The organism is Eubacterium sp. BIOML-A2 (assembly GCF_009680135.1).
GTDB classification, from domain to species: domain Bacteria; phylum Bacillota; class Clostridia; order Lachnospirales; family Lachnospiraceae; genus Faecalicatena; species Faecalicatena contortus_B.
Window position 1 is genome coordinate 1 of the sequence record NZ_WKZK01000040.1, and the last position, 22,262, is coordinate 22,262.

At 41.5% G+C, this 22,262-nt stretch carries 17 protein-coding genes and 2 pseudogenes; all 19 read right to left on the reverse strand.

What is annotated here, in order from left to right; all coding sequences use genetic code 11:
- Window positions 1-13 precede the first annotated feature (13 nt).
- The 19 genes and pseudogenes from GKG43_RS14045 to GKG43_RS14135 all read right to left on the reverse strand — a co-directional run bounded on the left by GKG43_RS14045 (window position 14) and on the right by GKG43_RS14135 (window position 22,175).
- Window positions 14-718, reverse strand: coding sequence for an ABC transporter transmembrane domain-containing protein (locus GKG43_RS14045; protein ID WP_129879869.1), 705 nt, complete (start codon window positions 716-718; stop codon window positions 14-16).
- Window positions 719-720: 2 nt separating this feature from the next.
- Complete coding sequence (locus GKG43_RS14050; RefSeq protein WP_129879871.1) at window positions 721-1,137, reverse strand: hypothetical protein; 417 nt, start codon at window positions 1,135-1,137, stop codon at window positions 721-723.
- An 81-nt stretch (window positions 1,138-1,218) separates the two neighbouring features.
- The gene (locus GKG43_RS14055; protein WP_129879873.1) at window positions 1,219-1,623 is read right to left on the reverse strand and encodes a hypothetical protein; all 405 of its coding nucleotides are present in this window, start codon (window positions 1,621-1,623) and stop codon (window positions 1,219-1,221) included.
- A 249-nt stretch (window positions 1,624-1,872) separates the two neighbouring features.
- The gene (locus tag GKG43_RS14060; protein ID WP_129879875.1) at window positions 1,873-3,339 is read right to left on the reverse strand and encodes an LlaJI family restriction endonuclease; all 1,467 of its coding nucleotides are present in this window, start codon (window positions 3,337-3,339) and stop codon (window positions 1,873-1,875) included.
- 15 nt (window positions 3,340-3,354) lie between these two features.
- Window positions 3,355-5,745, reverse strand: coding sequence for an AAA family ATPase (locus tag GKG43_RS14065; RefSeq protein WP_129879876.1), 2,391 nt, complete (start codon window positions 5,743-5,745; stop codon window positions 3,355-3,357).
- 10 nt (window positions 5,746-5,755) lie between these two features.
- Window positions 5,756-7,183 (reverse strand): DNA cytosine methyltransferase, encoded by a 1,428-nt coding sequence (locus tag GKG43_RS14070; RefSeq protein ID WP_129879878.1) that lies wholly within the window; start codon window positions 7,181-7,183, stop codon window positions 5,756-5,758.
- The gene (gene dcm / locus GKG43_RS14075) at window positions 7,176-8,114 is read right to left on the reverse strand and encodes a DNA (cytosine-5-)-methyltransferase (protein WP_129879880.1); all 939 of its coding nucleotides are present in this window, start codon (window positions 8,112-8,114) and stop codon (window positions 7,176-7,178) included. Before dcm (GKG43_RS14075) ends, GKG43_RS14070 begins: the two co-directional genes overlap by 8 nt.
- A gap of 13 nt (window positions 8,115-8,127) precedes the next feature.
- Window positions 8,128-8,310, reverse strand: a complete 183-nt coding sequence (locus tag GKG43_RS14080; protein WP_129879882.1) for an antitoxin — start codon at window positions 8,308-8,310, stop codon at window positions 8,128-8,130.
- Between the two features lie 430 nt (window positions 8,311-8,740).
- Window positions 8,741-10,633, reverse strand: coding sequence for an antirestriction protein ArdA (locus tag GKG43_RS14085; protein ID WP_243125890.1), 1,893 nt, complete (start codon window positions 10,631-10,633; stop codon window positions 8,741-8,743).
- On the reverse strand, window positions 10,630-12,729 hold the full coding sequence (locus GKG43_RS14090; RefSeq protein ID WP_129879886.1) for a type IA DNA topoisomerase: 2,100 nt from the start codon (window positions 12,727-12,729) through the stop codon (window positions 10,630-10,632). Before GKG43_RS14090 ends, GKG43_RS14085 begins: the two co-directional genes overlap by 4 nt.
- 122 nt (window positions 12,730-12,851) lie before the next feature.
- Window positions 12,852-13,610 (reverse strand): annotated as a pseudogene (locus GKG43_RS14095) (DUF4366 domain-containing protein); the annotation flags it as partial.
- On the reverse strand, window positions 13,600-13,863 hold the full coding sequence (locus GKG43_RS14100; RefSeq protein ID WP_243125891.1) for a DUF4315 family protein: 264 nt from the start codon (window positions 13,861-13,863) through the stop codon (window positions 13,600-13,602). The gene GKG43_RS14100 and the pseudogene GKG43_RS14095, both read right to left, overlap by 11 nt.
- Before the next feature lie 22 nt (window positions 13,864-13,885).
- Window positions 13,886-15,826, reverse strand: coding sequence for a C40 family peptidase (locus GKG43_RS14105; RefSeq protein WP_243125892.1), 1,941 nt, complete (start codon window positions 15,824-15,826; stop codon window positions 13,886-13,888).
- Window positions 15,810-16,832: a DNA (cytosine-5-)-methyltransferase gene (gene dcm, locus GKG43_RS14110; protein WP_129879888.1), complete on the reverse strand. Its 1,023-nt coding sequence runs from the start codon at window positions 16,830-16,832 to the stop codon at window positions 15,810-15,812. The genes GKG43_RS14105 and dcm (GKG43_RS14110) overlap by 17 nt, the downstream gene beginning before the upstream one ends.
- Window positions 16,825-19,080 carry a VirB4-like conjugal transfer ATPase, CD1110 family gene (locus GKG43_RS14115; protein ID WP_243125893.1) on the reverse strand — a complete coding sequence of 752 codons (2,256 nt, stop codon included), beginning with the start codon at window positions 19,078-19,080 and terminating at the stop codon, window positions 16,825-16,827. The genes dcm (GKG43_RS14110) and GKG43_RS14115 overlap by 8 nt, the downstream gene beginning before the upstream one ends.
- A gap of 88 nt (window positions 19,081-19,168) precedes the next feature.
- Window positions 19,169-19,567, reverse strand: coding sequence for a PrgI family protein (locus tag GKG43_RS14120; RefSeq protein WP_129879892.1), 399 nt, complete (start codon window positions 19,565-19,567; stop codon window positions 19,169-19,171).
- A 16-nt stretch (window positions 19,568-19,583) separates the two neighbouring features.
- Window positions 19,584-20,453 (reverse strand): VirB6/TrbL-like conjugal transfer protein, CD1112 family, encoded by an 870-nt coding sequence (locus GKG43_RS14125; protein ID WP_129879894.1) that lies wholly within the window; start codon window positions 20,451-20,453, stop codon window positions 19,584-19,586.
- A gap of 9 nt (window positions 20,454-20,462) precedes the next feature.
- Window positions 20,463-20,558 (reverse strand): annotated as a pseudogene (locus GKG43_RS23725) (Maff2 family protein); the annotation flags it as partial.
- Window positions 20,559-20,645: 87 nt separating this feature from the next.
- A complete protein-coding gene (locus GKG43_RS14135) occupies window positions 20,646-22,175 on the reverse strand; it encodes a recombinase family protein (RefSeq protein ID WP_347562935.1) in 1,530 nt (509 codons plus the stop codon).
- Between the last annotated feature and the right edge of the window lie 87 nt (window positions 22,176-22,262).

Genomic DNA, 22,262 nt, shown 5'->3' on the forward strand with positions numbered 1-22,262 from the left:
CGACCAGCCTTTGCTAAACGGCGATACCCGTGCGCTGAACGCGCTTCAGCGCATGGGCTAATCGCCCGGAATAATCATGGTTTACAACATCTGCTTCTACAGCATAGTTTTTAAACAAAAACAATGCATTAAAAACGTCCTTCAAATACTGAACAAAGATATCAAAACGTTCCAAAAACCTCATCATTCTCTGTGAAGTATACTTTGATGCAATGGCTGGAAAGAGAAGACAAAGTATTGTACCTGCAACTATGATTAATGCCATTCTCGGATCAATGGTTATAATTGCAGAACTCACGGTGAAGATAGTGATGGTATAGACAAGTAACTCTCTCATGGGTACTAGGTACTTCGTCTCAATCATAGTAATATCATTGGTGAATTCCGAAATATACTCGCCACTGTTTTTCTCTATAAACAAGGAGGGATCTTTTGAGATAACAGCATTAAACATATCATTTTTTATATCTCTTCTAACGGCATTTACCATATATATTCCGCACAGTTCGGAATAATAGTCCATAAGACGAATAAACAAATACCATGCAAACATAAGAATTAACAACTCTACAACTCTATCATAGTTGCTCACTTCTGCAGCATTAAAAACATCTGCTATATGCAATGAAAAAAGAGACATCATTACAGACGCAAAAATCGACAACAGAGCAAAACCTATTAAATGCCATTTCTTTCTGAGCAAATAATACAAAAACATATCTACTTTACCACTCTCCTTAGAAGAATTGTTTTGCTTCCATCCTCCGTTTTGATTTGTAAATTTCCACGAGAGTTGAATGAAACGAATAATATAGTTTCACTCATATCGGATTGATATGATATAGAAACGCCACTCGTCCACTTATAGTCTATACTATCAACATTTTTTAAGATTGTTCCTGTTCCAATTACGGAAAGTGAATCTACTGTTAAATCAAGCACTAAAGCATTTTCATCATCGCACACAAACATTTTAGAATCTTCGTAATATTGGAAAGCTTCCCAAGTACCAATTACATCTCGTGAATAGTCTATATCGTTGTGCGCAGCAGTAATCGAAATGATGATATATAGCGGAACGAACAAAAGTGCCGGTATTATAATGAGAATTATAGATGTGATAGCTATTTTTTTCATAATCATTACCAAAAAAGTGAGAATAGAAACACTTCCACTCTCACTTTTTTTCGTCCATTACTTCAATTGTTAATTCGCGGATTATTCCAATGGTTCAAGTGTTAATGTGTATTTTGTATTTACATCCATAAACTGAATCTGATCTTGACCATCATGATTACTTGCAATAAGCTGGATAGATGCAACAGTTCCATCTGTGTACTCGACGTCAAGCGTATCATTACCCGTAAATTCATAGGTACCTTCACGAATAACAGTGCCATCCTCACTCGTTACAGAAACTTTTCCATCCGTAAATTCACAATACATTACACTCTCAAAGAATCCATTATCTCCATCTTTTTCATTGTAGTACCAATGCCAAATTTCCCACTTTCCAGGCAACTCTTCCTTAAGGTTTCTCGAATTGCCCGCGCATGCGCTTAAGAGCGTACAAATACAAAGAACTAAAGCAAGAATTGAAAGCATACATCTGTTCTTTCTCATGCCATTTCACCATTCCTTTTCATAACTATTTTGGGTAATACCTTCTTAACAATTAAGAAAACTCTATCAAGATACCGGAAGTGAATTTTGCTAGTAAGGGCTACGTTAATACCCCGACAGATATTCCCCGTCTATTATACACGTTCAGTATTCGTTTGTCTATCAACGAATACTGATTTATCAAGGTGATTTATCAATTAGATTTAGTAAACTAACTGATATAAATAGTATTACGACGAAGAATCGTAGTTAGTAAAGCAATTTGGTTGAAATCTTTAAGTCTGCAATATCATACTTTCTTCCGGACAAGTAATGACTATAAGCCGTCTTTGCCGGAAGCAATCTAATCTTAATATCTTGAAGTCCGAGAGCATTAAGCATACTCATCGATGCCTCCCCTTTATCTATAACCTCATCATGCTCCGTTGGTAACAAGAAGCAGTTATCAACACCATTAAAGCTATGGTCCGTTATAAACTGTTGATAAGCGAGTTGATATAGATACTGTTTTGTGACGGATTCAATTCCTGGCTGATCTTTAGGAACTGTTCCCTTTTCAAGCTTCGCATTGTAATACTTTGCATCGAAAATCACGAAATACGAAGTGTCATCGTTTGCCAATATGCTGACCAAATCTGGAATCAAAGTATCTTTGGCTCTATGTTCCGTGATTGTCCAGAGAGGTTTCTCAATTAAATCAATCAGCTTTGCCTTAGGATTGTATTTATCCTTCCTTAGCGGTACTGGTAACTTCAATGAATCCAATCTTGAATTCAATTTGTTATCCATTATTTCAGCACATACATCCTCCCAGACTAAATTGAAGCTATTCGTTCCAAACAGGGACAATGCATCCGTGTCATATAGGTTCCCGCTATGAGCTATATATGCATAAAGCGTTTTTAGAACAAGCTGCTTTCTGGTATTGAATTGCGTAGCAAGTTCTTTGTCAATCCTATACAGGATATATTCCTTTTCTCCAAAATCATCAATTACTTCATCCGATAAATCCACCGGCGTTATCTCAAACAAATCAAGTACATCTGCATTCTCAAGCTCTTTTGATGCTATTGTCAAAACAGCTTCATGCAGCCTTTTGAAATAATCATAATCGTCTGTGACTCTTTTTTTCGTCTGCAAGTCAATGTAATACGGTCGATTCTCGGAAATAAGCGTAAATGTTTCGTTGATGGTTTTATCCCAAAGAATTTCACCAGAACCATTGCTCTCTATAATATCCTCCGTGTTGCTATACGAACCATTCTCATAATAATCTTGCAACAGAAACAACAGTACCGCCAATAGATTAAAGGATTTATTCTCGCTGCTATCATTGAACATACGAACAATCTGTTCTTTGGAATTGTATTTTTCAAGAACCTTTATGACTTGCTTTAATTCTTCCTTGGGAGATTCTTGATGCAGAAGATATTTGGGGAAGCATTTTAACACCCTTCCCGAAACCACGATAACACCAACAAAGGTGAAAACATAGTAATACTCATTTTCTCCTTCTTCTACATCTGCAACCTCTATATCTTCCTCATAAAGCTCCGATAAATCCTTCTGAATATCGTTTGCTCGAACAGCCTTTAAGACGTTGAACTCTTTAAGCTTTCTGATAATAGGGACTGCCTTTTCTTCCGAACACTCAAACAGCGATGACAATTCCGCTTGAGTGTATCTCTTTTGTTCCCTCACATATTTAGAGATCATACCTCAAGTCATCCCCTATTCATTTTCACTAGTCTCAGGTCCCGTCAAATCCTCCGGTTCTGCATTTAATTGAATCTCGTGGTTAAAGATTCCAATTCCCTTTTCTTCAAATTCTCTGCAAATTTCTGAATACCTGCTGTTGCCCTCGAAACAACCTTCAAATAGAGATGGCCTCTTTTGTTTCGCTGCATCTTCAAATAGATACATGATAACTTTGTTCTTGAAAGTGTTGATAAACTTCTCTCTGTCAATCTCGTCACCACTCGCAGGAACAACGATCTTTCGTGCAATGAAATATGGCCCAAGTTGTTTATCTTCATTTATTCCTTTGTCAGCCAAGAACTTATTGATTGCTTTTCTCAGCTTATTCCACTCAACCTTTTGTTTTACCTTTGTTCCAAGCACAACTGTCTTTCCACGAATGAGTTCATCACTATCATCTATGCCAAGATAGGTAAAATCCCATCTTCTCTTAAAAGCTGTATCCATTGGGAAAACACCCTGGTCTGCACTATTCATTGACGCCCAGATAAAGAGATTGTCCGGAATTCGTATTTTCTCATAATCTGACGGATATCCCCCAAGCTCACTTGCAAGATATTTCTTGATATCTTCTGTCGCCTGGATAGGATACTCACTTACACCATCTTCATCTCTATCAAGTAACTGGAATATATCACCAAATACAGCTGCTACATTTGCACGATTGATTTCTTCAATCAACAAAAGGAATGGTTTAATGGAATCTGTTCGGCTATTCTTAAGAGCTTTCACATATACCCTCATAAACGGGCCCGGCACATACTCGTAAGTGATTGAATCTCTTCCTTCGCTGTCAATGCAAGGAACTGGTTTATATGTACCTACAAAATTGGCATACGAATAGTCAGGATGGAATGTAACCCTCTCGTAATTCGATTCGTTGTCAGCTCCAACCAAGTCTTTTCTTTCCTCGTTTAATGTAAAGCTCTTGCCTGTTCCTGGAGCTCCAAAAACAACTCTATTTCTTGAGTATTTCGATTGAAGCCCTGTTAAAAACCTAATTTCTGAAACTACTTCTGGTTCTTCCTCATCATAATTCGAATTATCATAATTCGCCCAAAATGTTCTTGAGAAAACTACCGAAGACACATCACATTGTCTAATAAACAACTGCATTTGTCCCATTCTAACAACAGCATTATCATCCGGTACTTCTCCAAGCGCCTTGAGAAGTGTTGTCTGAGCATTCCAACTATAAATTGGCGGGAATACCTTAGGGGCAATCATTTGATAATACTTTAAGAACCAAACACGATTAATATATCCATCAGTGGCCTCGTTAAGCTTTTTATACAGCTCCCTATAATCATCCAGGCTGTCAAGTTCACCTGCGGCTTGAATTATTTCTGCACCATCAACCAAATAATCTCTAATCTGCGTTCCAAGCTCTATTGCTTCATCAACAGAAAGAAATTGAGGATTACGGCCCGTCCCCGTAGCCCACTGGCCATTTTTCTTGCTGAAATGGAGTCCGTATTTATAAGCCGTGCCGCTCTTGATACTTCCGAACAACTCTCTGTTTTGTGAATCAAACTCAAGCTGATAGCAGAGATTATCTTTGTTCTCATCATTAAGGAATATAGTTCGCAATAAGCTAATACCTTCTAATTCCTTGAGTTGCGCCGGACTATACTTTCTTAGGAAGTCATTTCTGACACGTTCACTTTCTTCATCAAGATAAAGATATGCCTTACCCTTTTCGTTAAACCACTCCGGCGTAAGTTTATTCCCAGCAGGTTCCGCTTCATAATCGTGTTGCAAATCATTTAGTTCCACTGCGGTACTCGTGGAAAGATTATAGAATTGATTGTTAAGCTTCATTATTTCATCTGGTACATCTTTTTCCTTTATGCCAAAAACATCATACTTAAATTCTTGTTTCCTTTTTAGAAGGACAAAATAGGTACCGGTAATGAGAAGCTTTCTAAACTCGACAAAATCCTTGCCGTCCATATTTATTAGGGACACTTGAATCTGATCAGCTTGATTCCTTCGCTTATTCCTAACAACAGAAGTTTTGGAATCAAGACAACCGTTCACAAATCTCATTTCAGATGGAATATTGCCATCAGAAAGGTAACTCACATTGCTCTCGTAAAGCCTAAGAGGAATCTGAATAACAAAAAACTTTTTCAAAGAAGCCTCATCATTTTCAAAATAACCGTCGGATCGCAAATACGGAAAAATATCCATCTGACTGCCTGTTATAGCAATGTGCGTTTGATTCGTACTTCTTCCCTCATCCAAAGTATTAGACGCTTCTAGTTTCTTGACAATGACTCCATCGTAATCGCTATCGCTTATGGATGTCCCAAGAGCATTGATTTGATTAACTACGATTGAAATAGCTTGATTAGATTCCATTTTTTTCACCTCACATATACTTCTTTAATACCGATGCAATCGCCCTTCCGAGAAGAGGCGGAACAGAATTCCCTATCTGCATATATGTCTTAGTGTATGCTCCTCTAAAATAATAATCATCTGGATACGACTGTACTCTTGCTGCTTCTCGTGGAGTTAAGCCTCTGGCTTGAGTTGGGTGTATATACATATTACAGTCGAACTTCATATGTGCAGTGATAGTCTTGCATATCTTTTTGTTCTCAAGCTTGAAATACTTATCCTTGAATATGCCGTTTCTTCTTGCATACGGCATGATATCAGCGATTTTAGGATCATCAGATTTGTCGCCTTGATTGAGTCGGCCAAAGATTTCGATATCTCTATCATTATTATATCTGGCCTTGTGATTAAAAACTATTGCATTTGTTTTCCCGCAATTTATCTCATCAATATATGCATTTGAATTCTTACTTCTGTTTCTATCTATTCTTTTGCCTGATTCTTCTGAATCTATTTCTGTAGAATTTCTTTTTCTAGATGCCTCTAAAGTTCTAAGGCCAAATAGGGCATCTTCAAGAACTCTGTTTGGACATTTTTTTGAATAATCGATTATCTCATCTATAATCATCAAATTATCAATTCCAACTCTATTCCCAATGAATATTAGTCTCTCTCTGTTTTGCGGAACCCCAAAATCTTTTGCATTAAACACTTTGCATTCAACAGAATAGCCAATACGCATAAAATCTTCTTTTACTTGTTCTGATACACCCAACATACCCTTAACATTCTCCATTACAAAGAACTTTGGCTGTATTTTACGAACAACTTCGACATAGTATTTATATAGTTTGTTGCGAGGGTCATCGATAATACGCTGCCTATTAGCCATACTGAACCCTTGACAAGGAGGCCCGCCTACAACAACGCTAATACTCGTATCTGCCAGAAGGGACTCCAATTTATCTATAACAAGCTTAATATCGCCCTGGACAATATGACTTCTTGGTGTTTCAGGGTGATTATGCGAATATGTATCTATACAACAGTCCTCAATGTCATTAGCTAGAGCCGCATAAAACCCAAGCTGCGTGAAACCTAGTGACAAACCACCAGCCCCACAAAACAAATCAACAAATGATAAATCAGTATTCTTTATTTTGCGTTTGTTATTTATATATGAATTGCAATATTTCCTTACTACACATTCTTCGCATCCAGCTTCACTCCAACCTTTACATGAAGATGCCAATAAAGAAAACGCATCTTTCAAATCCGAATTCTCTTTCATTTCAGACTGTATGTACTTTGCTCGTCCATCAAGGTATTCTTCACCAGTGTCACATGTGAATATCTCGGTAACATTATGAATCACCTTTTGGTTTTTCTCGCGTTTTATGAATGCACTATTAATAATTGCGATTATTTCTTTTAGATCAATACTGTAATCAGTCATCTGTCCATTCACCTACTTTTATCAACGATTTCTTTACTTGTTGCGCAACAGCTTTAGCAACGCTGACAGAAACAGCATTTCCAAACTGCTTGTATGCTTGAGAATCAGAAACCGGTATTACAAACGAATCCTTGAATCCTTGCAACCTTGCGCACTCTCTAGGTGTTAGTCTCCTAACTCTTCCTTCTTGAGTAACATAGTTGTCTTGACATGCTCTATGCATCTTGGCCATGGTTGCACACAGCGGCCTTGCTATTTTTAAATCAATTTCAGATTTTGCTTTATATCCTCCCGTACCATTGGAGAGAATGGTCGGAAGAATTCGTTCTGATAAAAAGTATTTGTCATCAACCTTTTCTTCTAATAAGTCTTGCAATGTTAGTTTTAGCTCTTTCTTTTTTGGAAAAGAGAATTCTATATCTTGATTCGAAAAGCAAACAATATAAGTTCTGTTCCTCGTTTGTGGCAAACCATAATCAGCTGTATTAAGGATGTCATCAAAAACCACAAATCCAAGCTCATTTTCCAAAACATTCTTTATAGTTTTGAACGTCTTCCCTTTATCATGAGTCCTTAGTGTTCGAACATTTTCTAATATTACAGCTTTAGGCCTTTTTCCAATATCTATACGATGTTTTATTATTTCGGCTATTCGAAAAAAAAGTGTTCCTCGAGTATCTTCAAAGCCTAGTTCGGCTCCCATCATACTAAATGGCTGACACGGAAACCCTCCTATAAGGACATCGAAATCAGGCAAATCATTTACATCAATTTCATTAATGTCACCAAGCACTATTTTACTTTTGTAATTTGCTCGATATGTTTCAACTGCATATTTATCAAAGTCATTTGCCCAAACAACTTTAAATCCTACACTTTCAAATCCCGAGTCAAGTCCTCCTATACCGCTGAAGAGAGACAGTATTTTCATTTAACACAACTCCTTATTTAGTATCTTCCTTTATGTAATTTCTTATCCACAGACCAATCTCGGTGGATGCTTTTTTCCCTTCCAAGCGAAGTTTATCCATAAAAGCTTCTTTTATTTCTGGCTCTATCGTTACTTCAATTTTGGCTGTTTTAATTCTTCCACTTGGTCTTCCACATGCTTTTGATTCTTTTTTCATCTTTGTCCTCCAAAGTGAATCAAACAAAATAATGTTTTTATCATGATAAAATCAGTATATCATCGAGGTTGCAATTTATCAATAAAAAAACAGCGGAAGCACACCCATTTCTGAGCGTGCTTCCGCATTTTCTTTCCAAAGGTGCGTTTTTGAGGATTTTCCCCTCTATAAAGCCATCTGCTTTCTCGAAGGATAAATCACCTTACCTTTGATTTTTTAAGTCCTCTATTCTCCGTTTTTCGCCTATATCGAGCCTTTGTAGGGATGTTTTTTAGGCTTCCTCCGTCATAATGAGGACAATTTATGATTTCTACCCGAAAACTTTGTTTGCATTCCCTGGAACAATGTTTGCAGAAGATATTGAACTCTCTTTTGCCGTTCTCATAGGGAATCCAAAACTGCCATTCCTCCTTCCACCACTTTGGCTTGCTCATAGCTCTTGTCCATGAGATTTATTGTGGTGCTTTTCCTTTGGCTCATGCTTCTTCTCTGCAGCTTCCTTCTGAGCCGCTTTGATCTCTGCAATGATGGAAGGCTTCTCAGCTTGCTTTTCTTCCTTAGTCCCATTATTGATGATACCGTCAATCATGCCGTAGTCATCTTCAAGAAGAATCTCTGCATTCTTCAAATATTCTTCCCTGCCAACAACCGTAAGCTCCGGCATGTTCTGATAGATGGTCTTAATCGCTTCCTGGACCTGGAGATTAGCTGCAACCTCTGGTACATATTGAAGGTCAGAAAGATTTAATGTGTTTCCGCCAACAAGCCCCCAATCAAAATCCTCTGATTGTACGCCTATGCCTTTTACGCCTCTTGGATGCTCTATCTGCCTATAGGCTTCAATAGCCTGCTCAACAGTTAGATTCTCCTGATACCTTCCCAAGTGAAACTCCATATCCTCAGCAGCGTAGAAACTTACTTTAGATTCCTTCACTTCTTCTTTTTGCGGAACGATCGCTTCGATTCTCCCAAGAAGAGCTGTGGCTTCCGGTACCATGTATTCACCATCCTCGATAATCTCTTTGAGATAGTCTGTCAGTCCTTCTACATTGCCGGATTCTAAATCAGCTTTAAGAGATTCGATTTGTTCTGCTCTATCATCAACTGCATCCTGATAACCATAAAAGTCAAACTCATAGGCAAAGTCATCAAGGTCTTTAGCAAGTTCTGATATCGGGTCTCGTTCTACATCTTGCTTTGCTACATCAATAGCTTCTTTGTCGCCCATCTGAATAGGCAGAATCTCTTTTATGATTTCCTCTCTTAGTGCCGGATATGCCACACGGTCAAGGAATCCTCCCATAGTAGATGAAACAATGAATTGATCCACCATATCCGTTATAACTACCGGATGCATTTTGTTATGCATGATGAAGTGAGCCATGTTCTCCGGTGTTCCTTCAAACTCAATCTTTCCACCATGCATCCCGTTATCGTCATAGACATACCCATATACCTTGTTATTTGGGCTATGTTCTTCCAGCTCATGCATCTTCTTAATCTCATCAAAGACTGAATCCGGAATATTTTCCAACCCATTCTCATTTTCCAGGACACCTCCATCAAGATGTTTCCCGTTCTTGTAAATGGTGTAATCGAAGTCATTATCTGAATTGAGCTGCACATCAACTTTGTAGTCACCAAGCGTAAAGCTTCTATCTACATCGGATTCAGGAACACTCATCACCTTGTATTCTTCAGGAATACTCTCGCTTTTGCCGTCATATACTCTGACAAAGGAATCTCTTTCACCAACCACATATCCATCCCTGGCAAAAACTCCACCTTCTTCCAAACGAACATCACGGCCAAAACTCTCATAGTCAATATAATTGCCAAGATTACCAAGAGAAGAAGTATCATAAATGCCTGCTTCTTCAATGTAGTAGTAGCCAAGGTCATAATCGTTCGCTGCCGGAATATACTCATAGCAATCAAGATTCGATGCTAAATTGATGATTTCATCCAAGGATGAGGTATATTCTCCTGTCTCTATGGCTGCACAGAATCTTTCATAATCGAAATCATCCATATCCTCAATCACATTGGCAAGATAATTAAGCTCATCAAGGCTTTCATACTCGCCCAGCTTGTCATAGAGACCTTCAACATACATATCGTAGTCCGTGATAAACCATTCTTCATAGGGCTGCCCGAAATCGTCTGTGCTTCCGATACCGATTCTTTCAAACACCTTCTGAATCTCTTCCGGAGAAGTCGGAAACTTCACCCATTCTCCGACAAGATCACCTTCGTTATATTTCCCCAGGTTCGTGATGAACACTTCAAAGGGGCAATCATGGTCATGGCTGTATTTACTCATCTGCTTCTACCTCTTTTCTGTTCAAATTCAATTTTGAAATTCACGTACTTGTCTCCGGTATCTTCCAAGACAAGAATCCCGTCATAGCTTTTCTGCTTTTGCTCAGACCACATTCCTTTGATAGAAACCTTCCCTTTGGCAAGAAGAGATTCAACCATCTTAGGAGATAGTTTCACCTTCCTGGACAAAAGATATTTATTATCCTTCCAGATGGAAAATCTACAATCACGATTAGAGCAGAAATATCCTTGTTTTCCCTCGTACACATCGCATTCGCAGCGTGGACACTTGCCAAGTGATACTCTGTCAGGAGAGAAAAGTTTCAGATTATCATCCGATACTGATGTATTCTCTTTGACAAGACTTCTGATACTTTCGCTAAGCTCAGATAGAAACTCGGATTCTCCAAGTTCTCCTTTTGAAATCTTCACCAACTTATCTTCCCAATCCGCTGTCATAAGCGGAGAAACAAGTATCTCTGGAAGCACTTTGATGAGGTTCTTACCCTTTTCCGTAGGAATCATAGACTTCCCTTTTCGCTCTACAAATCCCATAGAGATAACCTTTTCGATGACGGAAGCACGCGTGGCCGGCGTTCCAAGTCCTTTCCTTTCTGCATCTTCCGGCATATCCTCAATACCGGCGTTTTCCATGGCAGAAAGAAGCGTGTCTTCCGTGTAGTTCTTTGGGGGAGAAGTAAAATGTTCAGTCATAGAAAGTGAATCTGCTTGGTACACCTTGTTTTCCTCAAAGGTCGGAATGACTTGTTCTGAATCATCTTCCTCTTCCTTTTCTTCCTTGGACTTGAATTGGTTTCTGAACACCTTCTCAATCTCCTTGAATCCTTCATGCAAGATGTTCTTTCCTTTGGTGGTGAACTCTATACCGCAGCATTCAAACTTTGCCGTGATAGCTTCATATACATGAGGCTCAGCACTTGCAGAAAAGAGTCTGTTCATCACAAGCATCAAAAGATATCTTTCCTGCTTTGGAAGAAGAGTGATATCATACTTTTCAATTTCAGCCGTTGGAATAATGGCGTGGTGGTCTGATACACCCTTATCATTGATGAGTGCCTTGATATTCGCTTCAAACTCATGGCATTTATCAAAGGGCTCCTTGCCCTTGATTAGAGATATGATTCTTCTTGCCGTTTCCTCCATATCGGATGTCAGAAACTTGCTATCGGTTCTTGGATAGGTCAGGAGCTTCTTTTCGTAAAGCGCCTGTGCATAATCAAGAGTCTGGCTTGCCGTATATCCAAAGATACGGTTCGCATCCCTTTGAAGAGTGGTAAGGTCATAGAGCTTTTGAGGTTTCTGTGCTTTCTTTTCAACCACAACACTTTTACAAAGGATTTCTTTTCCTCTAAGCTCATCCATGGCATTTACAGCAAGTTGCATATCCTGGTATCTTTCACTCACCACATCAGCGCCGTTTATGAATAAATGGAGAAGATGATATTTTTCCTTCTCGAAGTTATCTATCTTGCCTTGTCTTTCAACAAGCATAGCAACCGTCGGTGATTGCACCCTGCCAACAGATAACTTCGTCTTGTAAAGAAGTGAAAATAGCCTTGATGCATTGATGCCGATAAGCCAATCTGCTTTTTGTCTTGCAAGAGCAGATTCATAGAGCGAGTCATAATCCCTTCCGTCTTTCAGATTTTCAAAGCCCTCGATAATGGCTTTATCCTCCATAGAGGAAATCCATAATCTTTCTTGGGGCTTATTGCATCCTGCGGCATTTACCACAAGACGGAAGATAAGTTCTCCTTCTCGTCCTGCATCACAGGCATTCACCAGAGAAGTGACATCACTTCTTTCCATCAAATCCTTTAGGACTTCGAATTGATCCTTCTTGTCCTTATAAAGAGAAAACTTGAACTCGCAAGGAATAATAGGCAAATCGCTATAATTCCATTTCTTGTATTTTTCGTCATAATATCCTGCCTCCGCTAATGTAACTAAATGGCCGATACACCATGAGATGATGTAATCGCCACCTTCAAAATAACCATCTTTTCTGTTTGATATGCCAAGGGCAGCCGCAATGGCTGCCCCTACACTTGGCTTCTCACAAATGACTAACTTCATTCGTCTTCACCTCCGAATAATTCATCAATGATTTCTTCTCTTGTTTTTTCTTCACCGTTGATAACAGAAGTCTTGTTTGCATAAGCCTCTACATGCTTTTCCCTATCCTTGAAAAACTGAGGCTTTTCATCCTCATCATCTTCATCTTCGAGGATTTCTGTTTCCACTTCGTCATCGTCATCCTCATCGTCATAATCAAGGTCAGCCAGCTCATCTACATTTCCGCCCGCCTGTTTTGGCTTCACAAACTTGAAGTAATAAAATGCTCCGCCGCCACCAAGAAGAAGTAATCCAATAAGCCCTGCAAGAGCTCCTACATTGAGCGTCTTTTCCGGTTCTGGTTCCGGTTCCAGGGCGCTGATAGTCTTAATGCCTTTGCACTTTGTTAAGTCATTCTTACAGACAGGGCAATTCACATCTACATGGCCGTCCGCACATTTCTCCGTACAAGAACAAATCTGCGGCGCCTCAGATACTGCCGGCGTTGTTCCTTCCTCTATCAAATCCATAAGGTCTCTTTCATCCACAAGATTCAGGAAGTGAACATTGTTTTCGCCGTTGTCTGCTCGGTCAACGATGATATAAAAGTAATTCCCATTCTTGGAAACCACCGTCATAAACTGCTTGTCACCGTTAGAAGTGGCCTTAATATCATCAACCAAGGTAAGATTTCCATCAGGCGTGAGTGGTGGAGTCTTTTCTTCTTTCTTTTCCTCATCCTTTTTCTCTTCCTCTTTCTTATCCGTTTCTTCCTCCTTTGGTGCATCCGCACTTTCGTTTACGGAATCTGGCACCTGGGCGAAGACTGGTACAGAAAAGGCGGTCATCATTAAGACAACCGCCACAAGGGAGAGAAAGCATCTTGAAAGCTTATTCCTCATCTTCATACTCATCCTCCATTTCAATGAGTTCTTTAATGTCTTCCGGCAAATCAATAAGGCCGCTTGCATAGGCTCTAAGAAGCTCGGTGATAATCTTGTTCGGAAGATTAACTGCCTTTACAACCTTGAAGAGTTCTTCATTCTCTGTCTTGATAAGCTGTGATTCCAGGTCACGATTCTTCCTTTGAAGGTCTTGAATCTTAACCTTATTCTTTTCAATGTTTTTCTTAATTGTTTCAACTGTCATTGCCATAAAAAATTGTTCCTCTCTTTCTTTAGTTGAGTCTGCCGAAGCAGTAGAAATGTTCCTGCCAATACTGATGTGAGATATTGGCGTACTGAATCGGATTGCCGCAATGAATCATCATATTGTTACCGCAATAGATGGCCACATGGCTTGCTCCTGTTGTGTTGTAAGTTCCTTGGAAGAAGATAAGATCGCCAGGCTTTGCTTCCGATGGTGGAATGATGGCGCATATCTGTTTCAATCCTTCTGCTCCAAGTCTTCCTACATTCCAGCCATTACCGCAATGATTGATAACCCATGACACAAAGCCGCTACAATCGAAGCTGGTACTTGGGCTGCTTCCTCCCCATACATACGGATAGCCAAGATACTTCTCAGCTTCGGTAATCATTCTTCTAAACCTTGCATCCGTCAGGGCTTCCGGTGGAATATCGTAGTCGGTGTATTCACCAATATTGATACCGCCGGAAAGAGCCGGACTATCTGGGAAGAGTCCTTCACGATTTCCCCTTGTTTCAAGAAGCACATCGTATCTTTCCTTCTGGTCAGCGGTTAGGCTTCCCGTCAGGATTCCTCCAAGAGAATTGTTGGTAAGAGTTGTTGTGAGAATCCAGTAGTCGTATTCGATTTCTACTTCCACTTCTTCCTCAGTCTCGATGAGTATCCAATCTCCGATTTCTTCATCCCATTCCCATTCATAGTTGATTTGTGTTTGTATCTCTGTCCTTGTTCTTCGTTCCCTTTGAACATCGTAAGAAATGGAATACTGGCGATTGAATAGCCTTTGCAGTTCGCTTTGCACTTCTGCCCTGGTATAGTCTTCAAACATTACCGTCAGATAGCTTGTTAGCTCATAAGGATCATGACCAATCTCCGCAAGGTTATAGTGGTACTCATCGTATCCTGGATAGTCGGTCTCTATGCTGTTTAGCTTATTTCTAAGCTCTATCTCTTTTGCAAGATAATCAGCCTCAGCCCCGTTTATATCCGTTTCCTCAGCCGTATAGCTTGTTGCGATAACAGAATTAAGACCACCTGTAAGCATGGATGAGCAGCTTGTGATTCCGCCTCCAAAAAGGACGATAACCAAAAAGACTGGAAGTAATACCACCAGCCATTTACCGCCTTTCTTTACGAATGCCGCCACCTTTTTTCCTGATTCCTTAATTGTCTTGCGGACATTTTGACCAATCGTGCTGCCAGCACGACCGGCTGCCCTTACCTCTTTTGCATATTCACGCTGAATCTTTCGCTTCTGCATGAATCTTGATAATGGACTGCTTGCAAGCTTCGGATTCTCCGCCATGGCCTTTTGATATCTAAGCTTAACCGTTTCCTTCTCTAAGGCACTTTCTGCTTTTTCAGCATTGATAAAAGGTTTTAACCTATGATGCCTATATGCAGAATTGATTTTCCTGGCAGAGTGCCTTATGGCCGCTTCACCGGTTCTCTCTCCAAGATGCCCAGACTCCACGCCTACATTTTCCTTCTCCACTTCATATATCTTTCCGTGAATTACATTTTCAGCACTTGAAGTCATGCGCTCCACCGGTTGATGGAACTTTTGTCTGTGCGAAGGTTTCTTATCCATCTCTTCAAAATGGATTTTGACTTTCTTTTTGCCCTTCACCTCATCAAAGCCCTTTTCCATCACCAGCTTTTTCTTCTTGGGGATTTTCTCATAGGCCTTATCCAGCTTTTCTTCTGCCTTTTGAACCTTCCCAATCTGCTTTTCCAGTTTTGGATTTGCAAGGTCTTCTTCTGAAAAGTTAAAGCGTGGATTCCTTTTGCCTTGAGATTTTAATTCAGGATTCTTTTCTGCGGTCTGTTTTGAGAAATCAAGTTCCTTCTCCTTCTTGGATAAGCGCTTTTCTTCTCCTGTGGATAGATTCTCTTCCACAAGGCCGCTTCGAGACATTTTCTGTCTAATCTTTTCTTTTGCTTTCAGCTTCTTAGCGATAACATTCACCTCCTTCCCATGGGCAAGAATCTTTACATCTTCCTGTTTCGATATCCGCTATAAACTTAAATATCGGATATGCCTGTGGAGGACATACGGCATTCCCAAGAGTCTTTAGCCTATCTGCCCTTAATTCCACCTTCTCTGTTAGTTTTGGTATATCAGGTTCTCTTTCCCACAATTTACGTCCGTCCATCCTATAGGGAATCCCATCAGCCATTCCACAAACTCCGGATTCAGGGCTGCTTTGTCCGATATTGGAGCAAGCTCCGATATCATCTGTGCTGATAGGTTTCCTGTTTTCTTCTTCCCCTTGTAGGCTGCCGGCTTTAGTGTTGATCTGAATCCGTCCGATGCCATCGGCGTCAGATAGTATGCTGCTCCCGATAGCGGAAGACTCCACTTTGCTCCGCTTACCTTGTTTATCTTTTTTAGTGCTCCGTTTTCCGACAGGTAAACATCCAACTTTCGTATATCGCTCACTGTGTTGGTATCGCTGGCAAGGGGTGTAGGAAACATGAGACGCGAGGATAAAAGTTCTTGTGCGCTCATGCCACGCGCCGACACCACAAGCTGGAAATACGAATGGTAGAACGGTGTAACCTTCCTTCGCCAAGTCAAGGATCGTTTTGTCGAGGCCCATATTGATGAAGCCAGCAACATTTTCCCCAAGCACCCAACGGGGCTTAAGCTCTCTAATAACTCGGCACATTTCCGGCCACAAGTAGCGTTCATCCGAAAAACCTTTTCGTCTTCCTGCGCTTGAGAATGGTTGGCATGGGAATCCTCCTGATATAACTGTGATTTCTTCTTTTCCTGTTCGATAAGCAAATTCCTCCTTTGTTAGTTCCCTTATGTCTCTAAACTTCGGTACATCTGGCCAGCGGGCTTCTAATACCGAATACGGATAATCCGCCCACTCACATTGACATACCGTTTCAAACCCTGCCGCTTCCGCTGCTAAATCAAGTCCTCCTATACCGCTAAAGAGCGATACATGAGTAAGGCTATCCATTGATAACCTCGTTTGGCTTGGTTGTCATGATGCGATATAGTTCTGTATCTTCTGGGAAACGGTCAACGAAAGGCAAAATCACATTGCCATAGAAGATAAGTCCTTCACCTGCTTCTGAATGCGTTACATAGGATAGCTGCTGTGGACTGATGGTAAGCTGCTTCGCCAAGATTTCTCTGTCACCTGCAGCTTGATTGAGCATATACACGAAGTCAGAGTTCTCGAAGATATTCTCAACTTCCGGAGAAGATAAGAAGTCTTTGATATTCTGCGTGATACCTGTAGGAATACCACCCCATTTTCTGAATCTCTTCCAAATCTCTACCGACCATGAGGCCACTTCTCCACGGAGAAGAAGATGGAATTCATCAATGTAATATCTGGTACTTCTTCCTTCTGCTCTATTGATCGTTACCCTGTTCCATACCTGGTCCTGGATAACGAGCATCCCAAGCTGCTTTAATTGTTTTCCAAGTTCCTTGATATCAAAGCAGACAAGCCTGTTATGGATATCCACATTGGTTCTGTGATTGAAAACATTGAGCGAGCCATGAACATATAGCTCCAATGCCGCTGAAATCCTCTGTGCTTCCTTTTCAGGCTGCTTTTGTATCTCAGCCCATAAATCTTCAAGAAGCGGCATATTCTCCGGTTTTGGATCAGATAGATACTTCTGATACACCATTCTTACCGCTCTGTCGATAATGGTTTTCTCCACCGGTTCCAATCCCGCCTTACCACCTGCGATAATCTCACAGAAGGACAGAATGAAGTCACTCTTTAAGGCAAGCGGACTATCATCATCCGAATAATCAAGATTGATATCCATCGGATTTACATATTGCTTACTGGTTGGAGAAATCTTAATGACTTGGCCTTTTAGCTTTTCTACAAGCGGATAGTATTCTGCCTCAGGGTCACAGATGATGATGTCATCCTCTGTAATCAGAAATGCATTGGTTATTTCTCTTTTTGCAGAAAAGGATTTACCACTTCCTGGCGTTCCCAGGATAAGACCGTTTGGATTCTTTAGCTTCTTCCTGTCACACATAATCATGTTGTTCGAAAGAGCATTTAATCCGTAGTAAAGAGCTTCACCACTTTGGAAGAGTTCTTGTGTGGTAAACGGCACGAAGATAGCCGTTGAACTTGTGGTAAGACCTCTTTGAATCTTAATCTGATTCAGACCAAGTGGAAGAGATGATACAAATCCTTCTTCCTGCTGATAATCCAGTCTCACCAGCTTGCAGTTATACTTCTGCGCCACACCTGCCGCCTGGAACACAGCATTGTCAAGTTTCCTTTTACTTCCTGCGTAATTCATCACCAGGAAAGTTACAAGGAACATCTTCTCGTTTCTGCTTTGAAGTTCCTTTAAGAGATTCTTTGCTTCACCCCCATAAGTCGCAAGGTCACTTGGAATAATGTCCATGTCGTAACCACTTCTTACAGCTTTCTTTTGCTCCTGAATCTTCATGGAATCCAGGTCTGTAATCTTTCGCTTTATCGTCTTAATCGCTTCATTCTGATCTACAGACTGGATATGGAGAGTTACGATGATTCCTTCATCTGCCTCCATGAAATCCGCAAGCATACGGTCATTAAGCTCCGGTGTAAGAATCTGAAGGAATGAAACACATCCAACAAGTCCTCCCATGTGGAATTGCCTTGTCTGTCCGAAATTGAAAGACGAAGGAACAATATAATCCTTGCTGGAAAGTCCTGATGCCGGAAGTTCCTTGAAGTTGAATACAAACTTTTCTCCCTCCGGATGCATCATTCCATGAAGAACGGCAAGCCTTGCTTTACCTTTTAGTACCCTTGCAGAGCTTCCAAGTATCTTAAAGTGATTGAGCATATCCGCTTCAATACGAGATAGCTTTGCTTTGGCCGCCTTTTCATTTTCAGCCTCCACCGTTACGGTCAGAAACTTCGTTTTCACAAGGCCGTTGTTACCACGGCTTCTTTGATCCTGAAGCATCTCACGATACTCTTTTCGGATTCCGTTAAAATCATCCTGCTGGTCCGCAATCTCTATCACTTTGGCCCATTCTTCGCGGTTCGTGAATCTTGATATAAGGGATAGCTGGACCGCAATCGAAGAATCAAAGTAGTTATAGAAATCGCATAGGTTTTCAAAGGTCGCTGCTTTATCATCATTTCCAGCAAGCTGATAATTGATATCCTCAAACTCTATGCACTTGGAATAATGATTTCTGTCTAACTTACAAAGCCCATCCTCATACATTCTTTCATAGGGAATCGAATCCTGAGCGCTATGGGCTTTTCCATCACCTTTTGCAGAAGATACCAGAGCGTTTATCTCTTTCTTCTGCTTACGAGTGAGCTTTCTTTTTTCTTTTGGTTTTGTCTTGTTTGACAATCGCTCTTACCTCCTTCTCTAACTTTCTCTGTTTATGCAAACAGGAATAAAAATTGTTGGTCTGATATGGTCTTTCTTTCTGCTTGATGAACTTGGTATTGATCATGTGCTTTAGATAAACCTCAAGCGGCATACCGTTTCGCTCATACATGGCAAATAGGAAAAACGGCAGCATCACCAGTATCATGAGTAATGTCGCCGTTGAGTTTCCCACACTGCCTCTTACCAAAAAGAAAAGCGGCACCCCTATGAGAACCGCCGGTGTAAAACATATCAGTTGTCTTTTGGTGAGATTGAACATCACCTTGCTTTTGACTTTCGTTAAGTCTTTTGGAACTGTCACATAAGCCATCTATTTCATCACCCCCTTAGTGCGCTCCGAAGATAGACTTCGAGAGGCTACCTGTCTTGAATAGCGTATAGCATAGAAGCACCGTATATCCCATGGTGGCCCAGATTGCCGTACTCATATTTCCTGCGTTTGAGATTCCCTGGACCATTACTGCATAGATACCTACACAGACCATGATGAGGAAGGCTTGAAACCCTAAGGCGATAAGTGATTTTAGATAATTCTGTCCTACCTGGCTCCATTCACGATTTCCCATCGTTGCAAGAGGGATAGGCCCTACACTTGTCACCAAATAAATCTCAATCATACGGCCATACACCACAAGGAAGATACAGATAGATAAGATATTCATCGTTAAACCGACAAACATCGTCTGAAACCACAATCCAAGTAATTCCCCTACCTCCATCGCTTCAAGTTGCGACTGGATATCTCCAAGGGCACTTGCCGTATTGATATTGGCACTCGTTGAAATGACACCGGCACTTTGATTAACTACATGCTGTGCAACATCAAAGATTCCCATCACGATATTCCATGTGTTTGATACGATAAGTACCGCCACGAATGTCTTGAAAATCCATTTGAAGAAGAACCAAGTGTCCACATCATGCAGATTGTTCTTTTCTATGACTATCTGAATAAGTTCATAGCACATCACGAAGGTTAGGATGATACCGGCAATCGGTAAAATCACGTTGTTTGATAAACTTCGTATCATTGAGAAGACACCACCGTTAAAGGCCGATGGTGTCTGCCCAACCTGGCCGGCTATCTCACCGACCTTTTGATTGACGGTATCGAACATCCCCGATAAATTGCTCGTGATTCCTTCTATGAGAAGTTCCTTGAACCATTCAGCAATCTTTTCGAGAATCGATCCCATACGCCCTCCTTAACCGAACAAGCCGGAAAGTAATGGCACAAGGGTGATTCCGATAAGTGCAACACCGCCGCCGGCCATGAGCTGCTTCATGCCCTGGCTCTTTGCTTATGTGTGATAAAGAAGCAATAGAAGTGCAAAAAATTTTGCCGTTCCTATCCGACACTTGGCCATTGTGTCGGATAGGTCGGGCGGTTATTCGGGCAAGTCAATCTTGCCGACAAAGCTGTAATAAATCTCAATGTCCTGCCTGCGGGTGCCGTTCTCATCATAGCTGCACTCATGCACCACAATTTTCTCGATCATTTCCCGCAAGAGAGTGGGGGTCAGTTCTTCAAAGGCAAGGTGCTTGCGGACAATGCCCATAAATTTCTCGGCGTTGACGGTAGCTGCCTGTGACTTGTCCAGTTCGGCTTGCAGGGCGGCGGCTCTCTTTTTCAGCTCCGCTTGCTCGGCTTCGTAGTCAGCCGACAGTTCCATGAAACGCTCATCGCTGATTTTGCCGTTTACATTGTCCTCATACAGCCGCTTGATAATGCGGCTGATTTCAGAAATGCGTTCCTGCGCCTGTTCAAGCTGCTTGATGGCTGCGGCGGTCTTTCGCTTGCCGCCGATCTCGTTCTGCTGGACAAGTAGTTTCACAAACCGGCTCTCATGCTTGGCTGCGTATTCGGTCACTTGCCGGAGATTTGCCAGGACACCAGCGGTCAACAGATCGGTGCGGATAAAGTGCGCCGTACAGTTGCGGGTGCGCTTCTTGTAGCTGCCGCAGATGTAGCAGTCCTGTTTGCGGTCTTTGTTCTGATACCGCTGCTGATACAGCACATGGCCGCAGTCGGCGCAGAACAAAATCCCGGAGAACAGCCCCACTTCATCGTAGCGGTTCGGGCGTTTGCGCTGTTTGCGTAACTCCTGCACCCGTTCCCATGTTTCCTTGTCGATGATCGGCTCATGGTGGTTCTCGAAAATGGCCTGCTTCTCGACGGGGTTCTCTATGCTGTGCTTGACCTTATAAGAAGGCTTTTCCGTTTTGAAGTTCACCAGACATCCGGTGTACTCTCGGTTTTCGAGGATATGAACGACGGTGTTGGTCGCCCATTTGCACTCATAGCCTGGGTGATAACGGCGGGTGCTGCCTGTCCGCTGATATTCCAGCGTCCCCGGCGTGGGGATTTGCTGCTCCGTCAGCATACGGGCAATCTTGGTCGGGCCGTTCCCGGCAAGGCAAAGCTGGTAAATCTGCTGCACCACCGGGGCGGCTTCCTCGTCTATAATAAAATTCTCGTCCTCGTCCATCACATAGCCGTAAACCGGCTTGCTGGTAACAGGCTTGCCGCTCATGCCTTTTGACTTTTTCACTGCCTTGATTTTCTTGCTCGTATCTCTCACCAGCCATTCATTGAACAGATTTCGCAGCGGGGTAAAATCGTTGTCCATGCCCTCGCTGGCACTGTCCACATTATCGTTGACAGCGATAAAACGCACACCCTTTTGAGGGAACAGCATTTCCGTGTAAAACCCTACCTGCAAGTAGTTTCGCCCTAACCGGCTCATGTCCTTGACGATGACCGTACCCACTTTCCCGGCTTCAATGTCCGCAAGCATGGCTTGAAATCCGGGCCGCTGGAAGTTCGCGCCGGAAAAACCGTCGTCGGTGTACCAGCGCAGATTGGTAAAGCCGTTCTGTTTTGCGTAGGTTTCGAGTATCCTTTTTTGAGATTTGATTTGTCAAGGGGGGGTTCTGCCTGAAAATGCAAATTATTTATGAAAATAATACAGAGATAAAACACAGTGGCTGCAAGGGTTTTCCTT